Below are 17,664 nucleotides of genomic sequence, written 5' to 3'. Positions count from 1 at the left end.
TGTGGGGGGCTGGGGGGGTCAAAACCAACTCTCTCCTCCCCTTCGGCTCCGCTCAGGGTGACAGGGCTAGGGGGCTTATTACTTGTCGTTCTTCTAACGTACAATTGCAACGCCCCCACACCCAATTGGACTACTGAAAAATTCTTAAATGGATCATTTTTGTAGTCCTGTTGTCTGTTAAGTTTGTCTGCTGAGCAACCTTAAATTATTTGTTAGGAGCATGTCAAAGCGGAATTTAACAATTGATATTGACCCCAGAGCTTATGCAGCAGTGAGAGGTTTGGAAAAATATATTTCCGAATCGGGGTTGAATAAAATACATTACAAACTTATCAAAATAAGGGCTTCCCAAATGAATGGATGCGCTTTTTGCATTGATAAGCATACAAGGGAAGCACGGGAGCTGGGGCTTTCGGAACAACGCATCTATCTGCTCAACGCGTGGCGAGAGACTGAACTTTACACGGAAGAGGAGCGTGCCATTTTAGCATTAACCGAGGAAGTAACGTCCATTGCCAACCACGGTGTGAGCGATGAAGTGTATAACAATGCCGTGGCATTATTTGGGGAAGCTTATACGAAAGCCGTTGTGATGGGCGTCATCACGATTAACGCCTGGAACCGCATTGCCATCACAGATCAGTGGCCTTTGAAATAATCAAGATGCTATGAAGAGGAAAGGGACACAATCCGAAAAAGCGGATCTGCTCAAAAAGTTGCATTACAGTAAACAGATGCTTGTTTTACCTAATATATGGGATGTTACGGGTGCTGCATTACTTGAAGAAACCGGTTATCCGGCTGTTGCCACTGCTAGTGCGGCTATTGCGCGTGCCCATGGTTATCAGGATGGCGAAAAAATTCCTTTTGAGCTGGCGTTAAATGTCATCGGCCAGATCGTAAATGCTGTGGAAGTGCCGGTTACCGCTGATATTGAATCCGGTTATGCGACTGATCTGCAAGGATTAAAGGCAAATTTTCGCAAGATTTTAGCAACAGGCGTAGCCGGCATTAACATCGAAGACAGCGATCCCAAAACCAATCAGCTGCTGCCCGTGGACCTGCAAGCTGAACGGATCAGGCTGATCCGGAAAACGGCGGAAAAGGCAGGTGTGCGGCTGTTCATTAATGCCCGGACAGACGTTTTCCTGAAACCCAGTACACTTACAAATGATGAGAAATTGAAACTGGCCATCGAGCGTGGATGTGCTTATGCAGACGCGGGTGCGGATGGCATTTATCCCATATTTGTGCAGGAAGAAGGTGCCATTGCGGCCCTTGTTAAGGAGTTTTCTGTGCCTGTAAACATATTAATCACGAAAGGAACGCCCGAACTGAAACAGCTTGAAAACCTGGGCGTCGCCAGGGTTAGTTTCGGGCCGAATTTTCAAAAAGCAATGCTGTTAGCCATGAAAGCTTCTTTGAAGCAGATTAAGGAAACTTTTAGCCACAACGGGATCACAAGTGTGTATTGATCTGTTGCTGAAAGGCACAAAAAAGGAGAGCCATTAGGTTCTCCTTTAATCTTTGGAATCATTCAAGATGCTATTCAGTCTTAGTTTTGATCAGGATATACTCGATCTTGCTGCCGTTACCGAATGCTGAGATCTGGGAATATTTTTCGTAATTATCCCACCTTTTCAGTTGCTTGTCGTCGATATTGGGCTTAATGTTCTCTTTCAAATTAAGGATACCGAGCACAACACGATCTTCAAAATCATAATCTGAAAGCTTATTAAGCTGGATCTGATCGGCAATTTCATTGATATAAATGATCTCGACTTTCCCCTCGCGATAAATCATTTTGGGGCATTTTTCGCAGCCGGCCACCTCGTCTTTATAATAGCTGTCCAATGTTCCTTTGCCTAAAACGGCTTCTACTTCTTCCACACTGCGAAGCGCTACCTTCGGCAAGTCTAATTCTACGGTTACAGGTGCGTTTTCATCGCCGTCACCGAGCACAAAGAATTTGATAAAAATAGCTATGAGAATGACGACGAAGGCAATGAATTTCCAATTTGCCCATTTACGCTTAACAGTAACTTGTTCCATGAGGATGGCTTGATTTTTTAATGAACCTGAGATGTTTCTAGGTTATACAAAGAATATCATGCCAGTTGCATATGAATAATAATATTGAAACACCGGAATCAAACTATGGGCAATTGACGATTGCCGAAGCTACGGCCATACAGGAAAAGCTGAAAGGCATTGTGAAGCTTTCGCCCATGGAAGGGGAGATCAAGACCATTGCGGGGGCTGATATTTCACTAGACCTTTACAGCGATACGGTTTATGCCGGGATGGTCGTGCTGAGTTATCCTGATTTAAAACCTATTTCCTATTCGCTCGTCAAAACCACCAATATTTTTCCTTATGTACCAGGTTTTCTCGCCTTTCGGGAGATTCCAGGCCTGTTGAAAGTTTATGAGCAGCTTCCCGTGAAGCCCGATTGCATCATGTTCGATGGCAACGGCATCTTACATGCCCGGCGAATGGGGATTGCAACGCATTTTGGGGTCCTTACCGATTCGGTTACGATGGGTTGTGCCAAGAAAAAGCTGGCCGGGATTTATGCAGATCCTGGTGAAACAAGAGGTGACTATTCACTGGTAACAGACAAAGGTGACACAATTGGATTTGCATTAAGGAGCAAGAATAATGTAAAACCGGTCTTTATTTCCCCTGGTCACAAAATGAGCCTGAAAGACAGTATGGACATTACAATGCAATGTCTCGGCAAGCACCGGCTCCCTGAGCCGACCCGAAAGGCGCACGAATTTGTGAACCGGTTCCGGATCGGCGAGTTAAAAGAAGGATATCACGAACTGGAACAATGGGGTTTGTTCTAGTTAAATGTCTTGTCTATTTCGTCGAGGAGATATGTTTTTGAATCTGAATCATATTCCCAGAACATCACCCCGGCGAGTTTTTTGTCTAAAACATATTTGCATTTTTCTCTCACAGACTGCTCGTCGTCGTAGCTTAAAACGTCTCCGGTCTTGGCGTTGAGCAAGTAGGGTGCTTTTGCCACATCGTCACGGTATTCTTTAAAGCCTTTTTTGTTTACCATGCTGTCTTTGATCATGGTATAACCGTCTACATAATCTTGCTTGATGTGTTTTTGGCCCAGGCCTTTATCCAACTTCGCGACGCGGAACATTCTTCCATAGAACGGCAATCCAACAACCAGCTTATTCATCGGAACGCCCTCCGCAGAAAATGCTTTCACAGCATTATCCACCGAATGGCTCGCCTTATAAATATCAGACGAATATAATGCGGCATGATGGACCGCTGTGTCGCCCTGGAAAAGGTCATAAGTCATCATGTTCACATAATCCAGAAATGCAGCTGCTTTGCCCATTTCAACTACTTTCAGGAAAGAAGTAAAGCCAGGAACAGCGGTTGTAAGCAGCTTTTTCTTGCCCGATTCTTTTTCAAAAGCGTCCAGTTCTTTACGGATCGCCTCGAACATTAAAGTGAAGTTTTGCTTATCCTCAGGTCTGTAAACGTTGCCGTCCTCACCTGGCATTCCGGGATATTCCCAGTCAATGTCCACACCATCGAGGTCGTATTTCCTGATAATATCAACAGAACTTGCTGCGAATATTTTTCGGGAAGCTTCTGTCAGAACTGCGTCGGAGAAATTTTCACTCCAGGTCCAGCCGCCCAGGGAGATCAGGATTTTAAGATCGGGATTTTTTTCTTTCAGCAATTTGAGCTTGCGGAAATTGGTAGAGTCGGTTTTTTCATTGGTCAAAAACGCCTTTCCTTTCTGAACATCTACAAATGCATAGTTAATGTGGGTCAACTTGTCCACTTCAATGCGATCTGTATTGACGAGCCCGCGAAAGCCGCCAACGTAGCCAATCACAACCGGTTTTGCAGTTGTGCTGTCCGTTGCTGTGGCAGCTTCGTCTTTTTTCTCTTCGGATTTACAGGCCGTTGCAAGAATTAAGGGGGCCACTATGCACATGGCTGCCAGGGGTGATCGCAGGGATTTGGTAAGTTTTAAAAGCTGCATGGGATTAGGTTATGGTTGAAGCGATAAAAGTAACTATTACTTCAAAACATCTCCTCATGCGATCTTCATTGAATCCCGTTATTCCCCGTGCAGTGCCTCCATTTTTTGTAATGCTTTCTGCATGTCAATGCCTTTGCCCAAAACGCCTTTGAACAGATCACCTTTCTCCTCGACCCGTTTCAGCATGTTTTTAATGGTAAAATCCCTGGGGCTAAGTCCATGTTTCACCTCGCTCCATTCGAGCGGCGCGGATACGGTTGCTCCTGGTTTCGGGCGTACGCTATATGCGGATGCGAGTGTCTGCGCGATCCTGTTTTGCAAAAAATCGACATAAATCTGATCTTTCCTGCGTTTCGAAAGCGACCGTTCCAGTGTGGTGAGCTCAGGAAGACGTTCTACAACAAGCGTTGCCAGGATTTCGGCAAAATCACGACTTTCGTCGTAAGTATATTTCTTGCCAAAAGGAATGTAAATGTGCAGCCCGCTAGACCCGGAAGTTTTGCAGAATCCCGTCATACCAGTCTGATCGAGGATCTCCTTGATCACCAGCGCAACATCTACCACATCTTCAAATGTATTTTTATCGGACGGGTCAATGTCCATCACAATGTAATCGGGGTTATCAAGCTTATTAATAGTGGAATTCCATGGATTCATTTCAATACATCCCATATTGGCAATGTAAAGCAACGTTTCGAGGTCGTTGCAAATGAAATAATTCACCATTTTCCCTGTCGATTCCGCCAGGATCTCCTCCGTTTTGATCCAATCCGGAACATTGTCACCGGCATCTTTCTGGAAAAAGCTGGGTTCGTTGATGCCATTCGGATTGCGGCGGAGCGATAAGGGGCGATTTTTTAAATAAGGGATAATGTAAGGCGCTATTTCACTGTAATATTCCAGTAATTCACCTTTCGTAATCTGCTCGTCCGGCCAATAGATTTTGTCCAGGTGCGTCAGTTCCGCTTTCTTTTTCATATCACGATGCTTTACGTTTCGGAGCGCTCAAACTTTCCTTCAACTGGGCCATCAGATCCTTGCTTTTCGAATGCACGATCTTCATCTTCGGTGCTGTCGGTTTTTTGCCTTTCGCCTTCGCCATGATCAGTTTCAGCAGTGACTCATTATAAGTGTCTTTGTAATTCGAAATGTCAAAATCCGTCGTCAGCTGCTCGATTAGCTGCACAGCCATGGCCATTTCCGCAGGTTTGATCTTCACATCCGGAATGGTTAGCTCTTCCGTTTCGCGTATTTCGTCCTGAAACCTTATTTTATTTAAAATCAAAAGATCACCAGCAGCCTTGATCAAAACCAGGCTTTCGCGGTTCCGCAGCACATAGGTGCCCAAACCAGCCTTTCCTGTTTTTTTCAAAGCATCGCGCAGCAATGCATAAGGTTTGCCGCCCGATTTTTCGGGTTGCAGATAATAAGGCGTTTCGTAGTAAATGCTGTCAATGTCTTTTTCATTGACAAATTCTGCAATTTCGATGATCTTGGTTTTTTCCGGACTGGCTTTTTCAAAATCCTTATCGTCCAGGACAACATATTCATCCTCAACTTTATAACCCTTCACAATGTCGTCCCAATCTACTTCCTTGCCTGTATTGGCGTTCACACGCTGATATTTAATGTTAGCGTGATCTTTTTTGTCCAGCATATCCAGATCCAGCTCGGCCTGTTGGGTCGCGCTGAATAATTTTACGGGAATGTTGACAAGGCCAAATCCGATGGCCCCGGACCAGATTGCTCTCATATCTTTTGTAGAAAATGATCAATTATTGTGAGAGACAACGCTTTAAAAATCCGTGCCGGGTTACTGTCCGAGCCAGGTTTTAAAAGGCCCCATGCGCTCGCGGCTGATGAGAATGTCACTATCGGCGCAGTTTTCGAGATGGATTTTCAACCGGCTGTTGGAGTATGTGAAAACGTCTTTAATGGCGGAAATGGAGCTGACATATTTCCTGTTGATCCTGAAAAACTGCTCTGGCGAGACCATTTCCTCAATCTCATCGAGAATATAATCCAATGTGTATTTCTTTCCCTGCCGGGTTTGAAGCAAGGTCACTTTGTCTTCGCTGTAAAAAAAGGCAATGTCTTGTATGTCAATGGTCTGTATACGCTCGCCCAGTTTTACCAGAAAACGTGATTTGAATGTTTTTGTGGCAGGTTGGATCATGCTGCGAATCTGATCGAGAGAAATGGCAGGTTCATTTTTGCCTGATTTGAATTTATTCAGTGCATGTGTAAGTTCTTCGGGATCAACGGGCTTCAGCAAATAATCGATGCTGTTGAGCTTGAATGCTTTGATGGCATACTGGTCGTAAGCTGTGCAGAAGATGATCGGTGCATTGACCTTCACTTTTTCGAAAATTTCAAAACTAATTCCGTCGGCAAGCTGAATGTCAAGAAAAATTAGATCAGGTTCAGTATTATTGCCAAACCATTGAATAGCAGCCGTTACCGTGTCGAGACTAGCGATGACCTGCGCTTCCGGCAATTGCTGGTTGATCAGCTGAATTAAGCGCCTTACGGCTGGTTTTTCGTCTTCGATGATCAGAATTTTCATGGAAAAAGCAATGGTAATGTTACTGTAAATTGGCCGTCTGCATTGCTGACAGCGATATTTTCTTGGCTCAGCAGTTCGTAGCGCTTGCTGATATTGGAAAGTCCGATGCCGGTTGATTCCTCCGGCAAGCTGCTTTTGGGCTGGACATTATTCTTGACAATCAATTGATTAATAATGAGCTCAATATCGATTTTTAAAGGCATTTCCATAGAAGCCACATTGTGCTTGATGGCGTTTTCCAATAATAGTTGAAGCGATAGGGGCGGTAAGGAGCCGGTTGCATGGGCATCCACGCGGATGTGATATTGCAGGCTTTCTTCAAAACGGATCTTTTGTAAGGAAAGATAGTTTTCCGCAAAACCCAACTCCTGTTTTAATGTCACCAACTCTTCCTGCTGGACTTCGAGCACATAACGGTAAATGCTGGAAAGCTGCCGGATAAACTTCGCCGCTGTGTCCGGATTTTCGTAAACCAGGTTGCTCAGCACATTGAGTAAATTGAATAAAAAATGCGGATTCAGCTGGTCTTTCAGCGACTGATATTGCTGGGCAAACCGCTCCGTTTTCAGCTGCTCCGATTCAATCGCCGCCGTGCGCCATTCCAGCAGGAACGACCGGCTGATTAATATGAACAGGATCACAAAGGAGACCTTCATCGGAAATTGCGTCCAGCCAACCAGTCTGTTCCACGGAATGTTATTTAATGTAAAGTTTTTTATAACAAAAAACTGGAACAGGAAAATGATGACAATGCTCGCACAAAAAACATACAGGAAATAGCACAGACTTTCCAGAATAAGCCTTTTGACGGGATATTGGATCCAGGAAATGGTCCTGTCAAAATAATCTTCCATCAAAAATCCGCCGTAACTCAGCGTCGTCGACATCACGAATGAAATCAGGATGTCCTGTGCAAGATCCCGGTAACCTTCCCCGGTCGCAATGCATTCAGCAAAAGAGCCTATGGAAATCACGAGAGCGATCAGCAGGTTTCCCGCAAGAAAAGCCGGAGAGAAATTCCAGAATTTTTTCGAGCCCCGGGTGGTAATTTTCATGAATGATTGGTGTCAGAAAGGATTGTTTTACGTTGCTATGCTCGTTATTGACAGCTTCTGGCCATTTGTTCGGCAAGGCCTTTGCCCCAGGTTGGCATTAAGGCGGCTTTGAGCGCCGGCTCATCCTGTGAAGCAAATATAGCCAGACTTTCCTTTGCATATCCGCAAGCTTTTTCGGTTCCGGAGCCGAAAAATTTGGCCATTCCATATTCCATTTGGGCCGTTAACGCATAGGCACGCGGATTCTTCGGATCCATCGCACGCGCCTTGCCAAATGTCTGCAACACCGGCCCCGACAAGCTTTGCCCGCGGTTTGCCGCATCCGCATTGAGTTTGGCCATTAATACAAAGCCCTGCAAAGCAACGACTTCAGCATTGTTTTTGGATAAGGCGTCGGCTTTCTGAGCCAATTCGTCCGCCTTAGCAAGCGCTTCGTCCTTTTTATCCAGCGAAAGAGATTTGTCCATGGCCTGGAATGTGTACGCAAGTCCCTGATAATAAACCGGCAGCCATTCCCCCGGATTCAACTCCGCGATTCGCCCGAACGTATTCGCCGATTGCTGCAAAACAGGAAGTGAGTCGGTTGAAGTAAGTTTCGCAATTTCCTTTTTCATCGCTTTCTGGTAAGGTGATTCCTGTGCAGAAGCGGTAAAGAATGATAGTAACAAAAGGATTATAATCTGGGCTTGCTTTTTCATAATGTTCATGTTTGAAAAGATTAATAGTTTTTAAAATGATGCTTTATAGCCGACTTGATATTGGTTTGTGAATGCTGGGCGGTGCTTTACAAATTGTTCAGCTGATTGGCTTTTTTATCCTTTGAAAGCGTGATGAAAAGTCCGGCAAAAAGGAAGCGCTTGGCGCCTTGTCCCACGGGCCTGCTTGCATAGGAACCCGATTCATCCGGCTGCGTCGCATATTGATAGCCGAATACATTCTGCCTACCCAAAACATTCGAGCAAGCCACATGCAGGATCACATTGGGTTTGGGTAGATAGCTGATACTCAGACTCAGGTCGCTATATGCTTTCGTTTTGCGCCGCATTTCAGCGGGCAGATTGGGATCATTAAAAGCATAGCCGCTGTTCCACGACCAGGATGTTCCCAGCAAAGATTTCATAGCCGTCACAAAATGTTTCACCACGACCGAGCCGTTGTGTCTGGGTGCAAATGACGGCTGGACTTTGGTTTCATAGGCCGCAAACCTGCGCTTGCTGTCCACAAAACTGTACGTGATCCAGAAATCGGTATCCTTTATGGTTTGCTTGTCGCGCAGGAAAAAATCAACGCCTCGCGCATAGCCCGCACCATTCAGAGCCAGGTTTTTAGGATCGCTCGCCAAGCCTTTGTAAGTCACCAGATTGTCGTAGTTTTTATAAAAAGCCTCCGCGCGGAATGTGCGGTTGTTGTTGACTGTGAAGTAATTAAGAATGTAATGTGTTGCCGCGGAATTTTTCAGGTCGGTCTGGCGCACCCGCAGCTTTTCTTCTGCCAGTTGTTTGAACTTGCCAGCTGCAAAAGAGAATTGCCCTTGATTATCCAGTTTATAGGCGACTGAAAAGCGCGGCGTGAACCAGGTTTCTTTTGCCAATGTGCTGTGCCCGCTCCGCAGGCCGCCGACCATGATCAAGCGGTTACTGAAATAGTAAGTCGCTTCCAAAAAATGGTTGAACTGGTGATCCGTAAACTGCCTTTTCAGGTTCTGGCCGGGCAATGCTTCCGAGTAGGTTTTGGCGTAATATTCCAAGCCGTTTTTGAGGGAAAACTGCGCAGAGAAGTCTTTAACCGTTACCGCTTTGAAATGAAAAATCCGGTTGACCTGCCGGATATCATCCGCATTAAGCTGAATGGCATCCCTGTTGTCGGACAGCGCCGCGCCTCCATAAAAGAGCCAGCCTTTGCTTCCCGAATGCCGGAAAGAAACATTGCCATAGTGATAGCGGTTGTTGAGCTTAACCCGGTCGCCGCGGCCATCATTGCCAGGGATTTTCTGCCAGATCGCCATATTGCTGCCTTCTGTGTGAAAATAGGCCTTGATAAAACCCGCTTTGCCCGTCACCGCATTTCCCCATTTACGACGCAATGAAATCTCCGAATCCCAGCTCGACGGCGCTTTTTCCCAATCAAAATTTTGCCTTACAAGCGATTGGTAAGGGGCCAGATTGTAATAGTTTGCCGAGGCAGTCAATGCGCGGTTGTCCTTCACCAGCGTTTGCGTATAACCGCCGCCCAACGACATAATGCTCACATCTCCCTGGTTTCTGAGCGGAAGGTCCACCGTATTCAATGCCAAAGCCGATGAGAGCGCTTGCCCATATTCGGCGGAATAACCTCCTGTGCTGAAAAACGATCCTTTGAATAAATTAGCGCTGAACCGGTTGCGGGTCGGCACATTGGAAGTGGTGCTGCCAAATGCATTTCCCACTTGCAGGCCATCAATAAAAATAGAAGTTTCCGAGGCATCACCGCCGCGTACAAACAGCCGCCCGTCGTTACCTACGGTGGAAGTCCCTGGTAATGTGAGCAATGCGCCAGTAATGTCGCCCATGGCACCGGAGGTTGTTACAATGTCGAGCGGTTTAAGCACCACCGATTTTTTCTCATCACCCGCCTCCATCGCGCCCGCAGAAATGGTCACGGCATTCAGTTGATTAATGCTTTCTGCGAGCACAATGTTCGCGGTTATGGGCTGTCCCCGAAGTTCAAGAACCAGTTCCTGGCTTTTAAAACCGATCGCCTGAACGGTTAATGTTTGGTTTTCCGCTTCGGTTGTAGTGAAAGCAAAACGGCCGTCCGCATCGGAAGTGGTTCCATCATAAGTGCCTTTCAGGTAAATGTTAACGCCCGGCACTGCCTGGCCTTTGTGATCCGATACCCGGCCCGAAATGGTGGTTTGAGCTATTGCAGCTGATGTAAGAATAAGAAGCAGAAGTGTAAAGCCGATTTTCATTTGTCCCTTGGTTTGACCCAAAGTTGTTCAGAATGATAATCGTGGACAAAGCAAGGTTACCAGAGTTCAGAAACTGCTCTATGAACTGCGGAAATTGTTGACCGAAGTGTCATTTCAACGTAGCTGATTTGCGGAAATCCGGATGCTCATTATAGGAGCAAAACGGGTTTAATTTTCATTTTTACAGCACTTAATGTAATTTTTTTTAAATTTTTACAAAATGTTCAAAATCAGCATTTTGCTTATCAGGTTTTGGTTTATTTAAACGAGAATCAATCTTGAAACCACAGAAATAGCGAATGTGCTGCTCATGCTGGCATGCTTATTTAACCGACCATTGCAAAACAGTTTACATCGACTAACTCTTAATTTCGAATATAACATGATCGCTACACTTGGTAATAACGCAATAAATACATTGAAGCCTGGCGCAGTTCTTACAGTTTCTGACGCGCAAAATGAAATGGATGCGCAGAAAGAGATTGCAGATTTTCTTCAAATGAGCAATAGAACTGACCTTAGCTATTTCTCAATTTCAGAAAATTATTTCCTGTTGTATGCGAAGTCTGATAGTCCTGTAAGCGGAATCGCGTAAGTAATTATTATCTTTAAATTAGTCATGGTACAATCAGGTACATTTCAATTGCTGGGCCAAAAGCTCATTAATATTATCATTCACAAAGAAGACGTAGTTAAAATAGCACCGATACAAGAAGGACCCGGTTGCATTATTTATCTGAAAAACAAGGTTCCATACGCAGTGAGCGAGAGCGAGCGCGAAGTTTATAAGAAGTTGGACTGGATCGCTGCCTGAAACACGATCATAGTAGTGAAGAGAGAGCGAGGCTTCTAAATGAAGCCTCTTTTTTTGTGCCAGGCAAGTGAGAAAAATCCAATTACCCCGAACCACCCAAAGCATATCCGCGTTATACGGCCTACTGCTACGCCACATCACTCCATAATGTCCAAAAAAACATATTTCTTTCTCATCCTGATTCTAGGCAGCTTAACGGCACTCGGGCCGTTTTCGATTGATATGTATCTGCCCGGTTTTCCGGCCATTGCCAAAGACCTGCACACCACAGCAGCCAAGGTTTCACTCTCATTATCCGGGTTTTTTGTTGGGATTTCAGTTGGTCAGCTGCTTTACGGGCCGCTCCTTGACCGGTTTGGGCGGAAAAAGCCTTTGTTCATCGGGTTGGTGGTTTACATTCTGGCCTCAGTAGGGTGCGCAATGGCCAATAGCATTAATGACTTGATTTTGCTGCGGGTTATCCAGGCAATAGGAAGTTGTGCGGCTACGGTTGCGTCGGTTGCGATGGTTAGGGACCTGTTTCCGGTGAAGGATAATGCAAAGGTTTTTTCGTTGCTGCTCCTGGTTGTTGGCGTTTCCCCAATGATCGCACCCACCGTGGGCGGTTATGTTACCGATGCATTCGGCTGGCATGCCGTGTTCTGGATCCTCACAGGCATGGGTGTGGCCATTCTTCTGGCAACGGTGCTTTGGCTGCCGGATAGTTATAAGCCTGATAAAACCCTTTCCTTGAAGCCAAAACCCATTCTGCTCAATTTTCTGCAAGTGATCCGGGAGCCGCAGTTTTACACTTATGCGTTGACGGGAGCGATTGCATTCTCCGGTCTGTTCGCTTATGTAGCAGGCTCTCCGCTGGTTTTTATGGAGGTTTTCCATACAGATGGCAAGGTATATGGATGGATCTTCGCTTTTCTGTCGGTTGGTTTTATAGGTTCGAGTCAATTGAATACATTGTTTTTGAGAAAATTCACCAGCGAGCAAGTCGTGAATACGGCGCTGATCTGCCAGGTTGTTGTCAGTTTTGCATTTCTCGCAGCGGCATTGGCTGGCTTGCTGACACTTCCGGTCGTGATCGTTTTTCTGTTCTTTTTTCTTTGCTGCATTGGTTACACCTATCCCAATGCCGCCGCGCTGTCATTGGCTCCTTTTACGAGAAATGCAGGCAGCGCATCCGCATTAATGGGTGCTTTTCAGATGGGAATGGGCACATTGATATCCATTGTCATCAGTATTTTTGAAGAGCCATCCGTTATTCCGATGGTGGCTTCAATGGCCGGTTCTTCGCTTCTGGCGCTTTCGATGCTTGTTTTTGGCAGCGTTTTATCAAGGAAAAAGTGGAAGTGCAGCAGGGTGCAGATGCTGCTATGATACACTAAAACCAGTTTTCCTGACTTTATTTGTGCATGGATTATTTCAAAAACCTCCTCAATTTACTTAAAACTGAAAGGGAAGAAGACAGACTTGCTTACCAGCGACTAACCGAAAGATCATCGGTTTCCGAGCGGCGCGCGAGTGGGTTAAGCTGGTATCCCATTGCCATAAGAGGCTCGGAAATGAGCCGCGGCGACTATTTAACCGTCGAAATTGAACGCACTACGCACCAGGATATTTCCCACCAGCTCCGGTTTGGCATGCCGGCTGTTTTGTTTTCCAATCACGAGCCAAAGCAGGACAGGTTAGAAGGCATTATTACGCATCAGAGTGGTAACCGGCTCAAAATCACGCTTCGGACGGATGAGCTTCCCGAATGGTCACGCGATGGAAAGCTGGGCATCGACCTGCTTTTTGATGACAATAGTTACGACGAAATGCAAGGTGCGATTAAGGCCGCAACTGCATTGCTTGAAAATGAAAAAGAGGGCCGTCTGGTCAAAATCCTGACCGGAGAAAAATCGCCTTCTTTTAACGATCAACTTCCTAAAATAACGATCCCCAAATTGAACAGCTCACAAAATGAGGCTGTTCATAAAATCCTTTCCGCGTCGGATCTTGCCGTTGTGCATGGCCCTCCCGGAACGGGAAAAACGACCACATTGGTCCAGGCGATAAAAGCTTTGATCAAACAGGATCACCAGCAGATCCTGGTAGTCGCGCCTAGTAATACGGCTGTGGATCTGCTCAGTGAAAAGCTCACAGACGAGGGTTTGAATGTGCTGAGGGTTGGTAACCCGGTGCGTGTTTCGGAACGCCTGATGTCGCTCACACTCGATAGTAAAATCTCGCAGCACGTGCGGATGAAGGACATTAAGGCGCTCAAAAAGCAGGCAAACGAATACAAAAACCTCGCACACAAATACAAGCGCAATTTTGGAAAAGCCGAACGCGACCAGCGGAAAGCGCTTTTTGATGAAGCCCACAAGATCATGAAAGAGGTGGGGAGCGTGGAGCAATATGCGATCGAGGATATTCTGGGCAAAGCGCAGGTGATTACAGCCACATTGGTGGGCGCTAACCATTATACGGTACGCAATTTGAAATACAAAACAGTGGTGATCGATGAAGCCGGACAGGCACTGGAACCGGCCTGCTGGATCCCGATCCTGAAAGCCGAAAAAGTGGTGCTGGCAGGTGATCATTTCCAGTTGGCGCCCACCATTAAGTCAGCCGAGGCTGCTAAAAATGGATTAGCCACTACATTGCTGGAAAAATGCGTCGCGCTGCATCCGGAATCCGTAACATTACTCGAAGAGCAGTATCGGATGAATGAGGCGATTATGGGTTATTCATCTCAAATATTTTATCAAAACAAACTGAAAGCCAACGAGGCTGTCGCGCATCACCTGGTTTTTTCCTCGGATAATGCATTGGCTTTCATTGACACAGCAGGCTGCGGTTATGACGAAAAACTCGAAGGAACCAGCTCCACGAACCCGGACGAAGCCGCATTTTTATTCAAACATTTGACACAATATGTGACCGAATTGATGCAGGCCAAAAGTTTCAACGCCGGCGAGTTTCCAAGCATTGCAGTCATTTCTCCCTATAAAGAGCAAATTGGTTTATTAAAAGAGCAATTGGCTCATAATGATCTTTTACAGCCATTTATATCGAAAATTTCAGTCAACACGATCGATAGTTTTCAAGGTCAGGAGCGCGACATTGTTTACATCAGCATGACCCGCAGCAATCCTGAGGGTGCGATCGGGTTCCTTTCTGACATTCGCCGTATGAATGTGGCGATGACCCGGGCACGCAAAAAACTGGTCGTGATCGGCGACAGCGCCACTCTCTCGAATTTGCCCTTTTATTCCGACTTTATTTCTTACGCCGAAGCACTGGACGCCTACCAGAGTGCCTGGGAATTTGCGGATATGTAACTGATCGGAAAAATCTGTTGGCATTCTAATGCAACCCGTTTATATTTAAATGCATCTTGTTGACATACAACAGGCATTTTACATCCGGGCCCCGATCTTTCTATGCTCCAACGCTACTTTACTGTCGTTTTTCTTTTCTTACTAATTGCTACTCAATGCTTTTCGCAAGGCACTTCGTCGGGCGGGATCAAGGGGATTATCAAAACCAGGAAAGGCGAGCCGCTTCCTTTTGCCGCAATTGTTGTCAAAGGCACATCCATCAGCACCATTTCCAACGAAGAAGGACGTTATCAGCTGGACCTGAAACCGGGTTACTACGAGGTCATTTTTCAATATTTAGGTTTCAAAACCGGGCAAAAAGCGTTTACGGTCGAAAACAGGATGGAAACCTTTGACCTAACCATGGAAGAACAGGCGCTGAACCTGGGCGAAGTGCGTATAGGAAGCCGCGACGAAGATCCTGCGTACACCATTATGCGCCGCGCCATTGCCAAAAGCCGCTATCATTTGCTCCAAGTGGATAGTTATAAAGCCAAAGCCTATTCCAAATCATCCATAGTGATCACCGATCTTCCGTTGGAATTTTTGTATAAAAAGGAATTAAAGGAGATGGAAAAGGAAACGAATTTCAAAAAAGGCGTTCCTATCCTCAATGAAAGCGTTTCCGAGGTAACATTTAAACAGCCTAACACCTACAAACAGAAGGTTATTGCCGCCCGTAACAGTCAGGATAAAGATTTTGCAAACCCGAATGCTTATTTGCTGACAAGCTTTTACCAGCCCGAAGTTGTTAAGGCCGTTTCCCCGCTGTCGCCCCGGGCATTTGCTTATTATAAGTTTGAATATCTGGGTGCTTTTCGTGAAAATGGCATTGAAGTAAATAAAATAAAAGTAACCCCGCGCGCTTATGGCGAAGGCGTTTACAAAGGGACCATTCACATTATAGAAGATGAATGGAGTATTTACAGCCTCGATCTGACGACTGTTAATACGGGTTTTACCATTGATATCAAGCAGGTTTACAGTCCGGTGCAGGGCGTGTGGATGCCTGTTAATCAGCAGTTTCACGTGCAGGGAGGCATTTATGGGTTAAAGGGAAAAGGAGATTTCGTGATTTCTCAATCGTTCTCAGACATTAAGATCAATCCTGCATTCAGGCCGGACATTGTTGTGGTGGATGATAAAAAACAGAAGGATGAAGCGAAAAAAGTAAAGCTTACGGGCCGGGAAATCAAGTCGCAGAAATTGGAAGAGGTGGTCAGTAAGCAAAAGGAATTTTCGGCCAAAAACCTGCGCAAGCTCATGAAGGAATATGAAAAGCAGGACCTGAAAACAAAAGAGGAGAAAGGAGAGGACATAGACCTGAACTTCACCAGAAACGATACAACGGTGGTGGATTCCATGGCCAGTATGCGCAGCACGGCATTCTGGGATTCCATCCGAACGGTTCCGTTGACGACGGCGGAGGTGAAAAGTTACACGCGACTGGATAGCATTGTGGTCATGACCAAAGGCACTGAGGAGCAGAAAGACAGTTTGAAAGTTGCCAAATCCGACACTTCTAAAAACAATAAGAAAGGCGGGGGACTGGGCTTTGTAGGCGATATTTTTACGGGCCACAGTTTCCGGTTGGGCAAGAAAAGCCCGTGGCGGCTGGATTATGTGACGCCGCTGCTGGGCGCGCAGGTAAACACGGTTGAGGGATTGGTTTTGAATGGGGGCGGTTTTAAGCTGCGTTATAAAGGGGGCGATCCAAAGAAGAATCAGGAAGTAGTCCAGATTGGTTCTGATGGCGTTAAGCGCTTTTCTGTTCGGCAAGGGCAGGAATTGTCCATTAATGCGCTCACCCGTTACTCGTTTGCCCGGCAGAAATTAATGGCATTTGGCGGCATTGATTACGGCTGGAAACGCAACAAACTCAACTTATCTGGCGGCCAGACGGTTTCTCAGTTTAACGGTGAAAACCCAATGCATCCGTTGCTGAACTCTATTACCACATTGTTTTTGGAGCAGAATTTTATCAAAATCTACGAAAAGAAGTTCGTCCGGCTCGACTTTGCAACCACCCGTGAAAACGAACATTTCGAGCTGAAAGCCAACATTGAATACGCCGACCGCAGCCCGCTCCGCAATTTGTACAACACGAATCCATATCGCTGGATCGACTGGAAACGCAGGGAATTTACTTCTAATCACCCGTTTACGCTTTACCCGAGCGGAGAATCAGGGGAGACATCCACCCAGATGACCAATCACCAGGCCCTGACCATCGGAGTTACAGCAAACTACAAGCCCTGGCAGAAATACCGCACCAAAAATGGAAGGACAACCTATTACGACGATGATTCGCCGAAATTAACATTGAACTATCGCAAAGGAATTAATGACATTTTTGGCAGCGACGTGGATTTCGACCTTTTGCAGGTTGGAATCCAGCATGGATTTGACACGGGGATCCGGAGTAAGCTAAGCTATAAACTAAGTGCCGGAAAATTCCTGAACACAAATCACGTCCGCTATCCCGACTTCCAGCATTTCGCAGGAAACCGGTTTTTCTTTCAGCTCGGCGATCCCGTCGGAACATTCAGAATGCTTGATTACTATCGTTACAGCACGTCGGATCAGTTTTTCGAAGCCCATATCCTGAGCGAGCTGCGCAAATTCCTGCTCACCCAAATCACCTGGTTCCGCGTCCTCGGCATCAAGGAAAATTTCATGCTGCATTACCTGGCCACCCCAGCCTCCAACAACTACACCGAACTAGGCTACGGCCTCGACGTAGGAATCCGCTTCCCCTTCCGCATCGAAGTCGTAAGCAACTTCGAGCGCTTTAAGTATAAAACCACGGTGTTTAGGATCGGGACGACGATGAACTTTAATTTGGGGCGGAATTAGGGAAGACTTTTCAAGCATTGGGCTAAACCTGTGCTTGAAA

General features: G+C 46.1%; 16 protein-coding genes. 8 read left to right on the top strand and 8 right to left on the bottom strand.

Going from position 1 to position 17,664, the window contains the following annotated elements:
- Positions 1–220 precede the first annotated feature (220 nt).
- On the top strand, positions 221–658 hold the full coding sequence (locus L0660_RS17060) for a carboxymuconolactone decarboxylase family protein (RefSeq protein WP_235160479.1): 438 nt from the start codon (positions 221–223) through the stop codon (positions 656–658).
- Between the two features lie 10 nt (positions 659–668).
- A complete protein-coding gene (locus L0660_RS17055) occupies positions 669–1,475 on the top strand; it encodes an isocitrate lyase/phosphoenolpyruvate mutase family protein (RefSeq protein ID WP_235160478.1) in 807 nt (268 codons plus the stop codon).
- Between the two features lie 70 nt (positions 1,476–1,545).
- Here the strand turns inward: L0660_RS17055 and L0660_RS17050 are convergent, their stop codons facing one another.
- Positions 1,546–2,052 carry a hypothetical protein gene (locus L0660_RS17050; protein ID WP_235160477.1) on the bottom strand — a complete coding sequence of 169 codons (507 nt, stop codon included), beginning with the start codon at positions 2,050–2,052 and terminating at the stop codon, positions 1,546–1,548.
- Between the two features lie 71 nt (positions 2,053–2,123).
- Here L0660_RS17050 and L0660_RS17045 point away from each other — a divergent pair, with 71 nt between their 5' ends.
- The gene (locus L0660_RS17045) at positions 2,124–2,852 is read left to right on the top strand and encodes an endonuclease V (protein WP_235160476.1); all 729 of its coding nucleotides are present in this window, start codon (positions 2,124–2,126) and stop codon (positions 2,850–2,852) included.
- On the opposite strand, the gene L0660_RS17040 is transcribed toward L0660_RS17045, so the two are convergent.
- The 7 genes from L0660_RS17040 to L0660_RS17010 all read right to left on the bottom strand — a co-directional run bounded on the left by L0660_RS17040 (position 2,849) and on the right by L0660_RS17010 (position 10,598).
- A complete protein-coding gene (locus L0660_RS17040) occupies positions 2,849–4,027 on the bottom strand; it encodes a glycoside hydrolase family 18 protein (RefSeq protein WP_235160475.1) in 1,179 nt (392 codons plus the stop codon). The two genes, L0660_RS17045 and L0660_RS17040, sit on opposite strands and share 4 nt — an antisense overlap.
- Before the next feature lie 78 nt (positions 4,028–4,105).
- Complete coding sequence (ligD, locus tag L0660_RS17035; RefSeq protein WP_235160474.1) at positions 4,106–5,005, bottom strand: non-homologous end-joining DNA ligase; 900 nt, start codon at positions 5,003–5,005, stop codon at positions 4,106–4,108.
- Between the two features lies 1 nt (position 5,006).
- On the bottom strand, positions 5,007–5,780 hold the full coding sequence (locus L0660_RS17030) for a Ku protein (protein ID WP_233797448.1): 774 nt from the start codon (positions 5,778–5,780) through the stop codon (positions 5,007–5,009).
- Between the two features lie 60 nt (positions 5,781–5,840).
- Positions 5,841–6,593 (bottom strand): LytTR family DNA-binding domain-containing protein, encoded by a 753-nt coding sequence (locus L0660_RS17025; RefSeq protein ID WP_235160473.1) that lies wholly within the window; start codon positions 6,591–6,593, stop codon positions 5,841–5,843.
- Positions 6,590–7,648 (bottom strand): sensor histidine kinase, encoded by a 1,059-nt coding sequence (locus L0660_RS17020; RefSeq protein ID WP_235160472.1) that lies wholly within the window; start codon positions 7,646–7,648, stop codon positions 6,590–6,592. The genes L0660_RS17025 and L0660_RS17020 overlap by 4 nt, the downstream gene beginning before the upstream one ends.
- A gap of 44 nt (positions 7,649–7,692) precedes the next feature.
- Positions 7,693–8,346 (bottom strand): hypothetical protein, encoded by a 654-nt coding sequence (locus L0660_RS17015; protein WP_235160471.1) that lies wholly within the window; start codon positions 8,344–8,346, stop codon positions 7,693–7,695.
- Between the two features lie 86 nt (positions 8,347–8,432).
- Positions 8,433–10,598 carry a TonB-dependent receptor gene (locus L0660_RS17010; RefSeq protein WP_235160470.1) on the bottom strand — a complete coding sequence of 722 codons (2,166 nt, stop codon included), beginning with the start codon at positions 10,596–10,598 and terminating at the stop codon, positions 8,433–8,435.
- Between the two features lie 382 nt (positions 10,599–10,980).
- Here L0660_RS17010 and L0660_RS17005 point away from each other — a divergent pair, with 382 nt between their 5' ends.
- The 5 genes from L0660_RS17005 (at position 10,981) to L0660_RS16985 (ending at position 17,624) form a co-directional block, all read left to right on the top strand.
- Positions 10,981–11,193, top strand: coding sequence for a hypothetical protein (locus L0660_RS17005; protein ID WP_235160469.1), 213 nt, complete (start codon positions 10,981–10,983; stop codon positions 11,191–11,193).
- Between the two features lie 24 nt (positions 11,194–11,217).
- On the top strand, positions 11,218–11,412 hold the full coding sequence (locus L0660_RS17000) for a hypothetical protein (protein WP_026628617.1): 195 nt from the start codon (positions 11,218–11,220) through the stop codon (positions 11,410–11,412).
- Between the two features lie 147 nt (positions 11,413–11,559).
- Positions 11,560–12,780 carry a multidrug effflux MFS transporter gene (locus L0660_RS16995; RefSeq protein ID WP_235160468.1) on the top strand — a complete coding sequence of 407 codons (1,221 nt, stop codon included), beginning with the start codon at positions 11,560–11,562 and terminating at the stop codon, positions 12,778–12,780.
- A gap of 35 nt (positions 12,781–12,815) precedes the next feature.
- On the top strand, positions 12,816–14,729 hold the full coding sequence (locus L0660_RS16990; protein ID WP_235160467.1) for an AAA domain-containing protein: 1,914 nt from the start codon (positions 12,816–12,818) through the stop codon (positions 14,727–14,729).
- A 102-nt stretch (positions 14,730–14,831) separates the two neighbouring features.
- Positions 14,832–17,624: a DUF5686 and carboxypeptidase regulatory-like domain-containing protein gene (locus tag L0660_RS16985; RefSeq protein WP_235160466.1), complete on the top strand. Its 2,793-nt coding sequence runs from the start codon at positions 14,832–14,834 to the stop codon at positions 17,622–17,624.
- Positions 17,625–17,664: the final 40 nt, after the last annotated feature.

It is taken from the genome of Dyadobacter sp. CY351, from assembly GCF_021502625.1.
Taxonomy (GTDB): Bacteria; Bacteroidota; Bacteroidia; order Cytophagales; family Spirosomataceae; genus Dyadobacter; species Dyadobacter chenhuakuii.
Note: the sequence above shows the minus strand (reverse complement) of the source record. Positions and strands in the feature narration are given on the sequence as shown.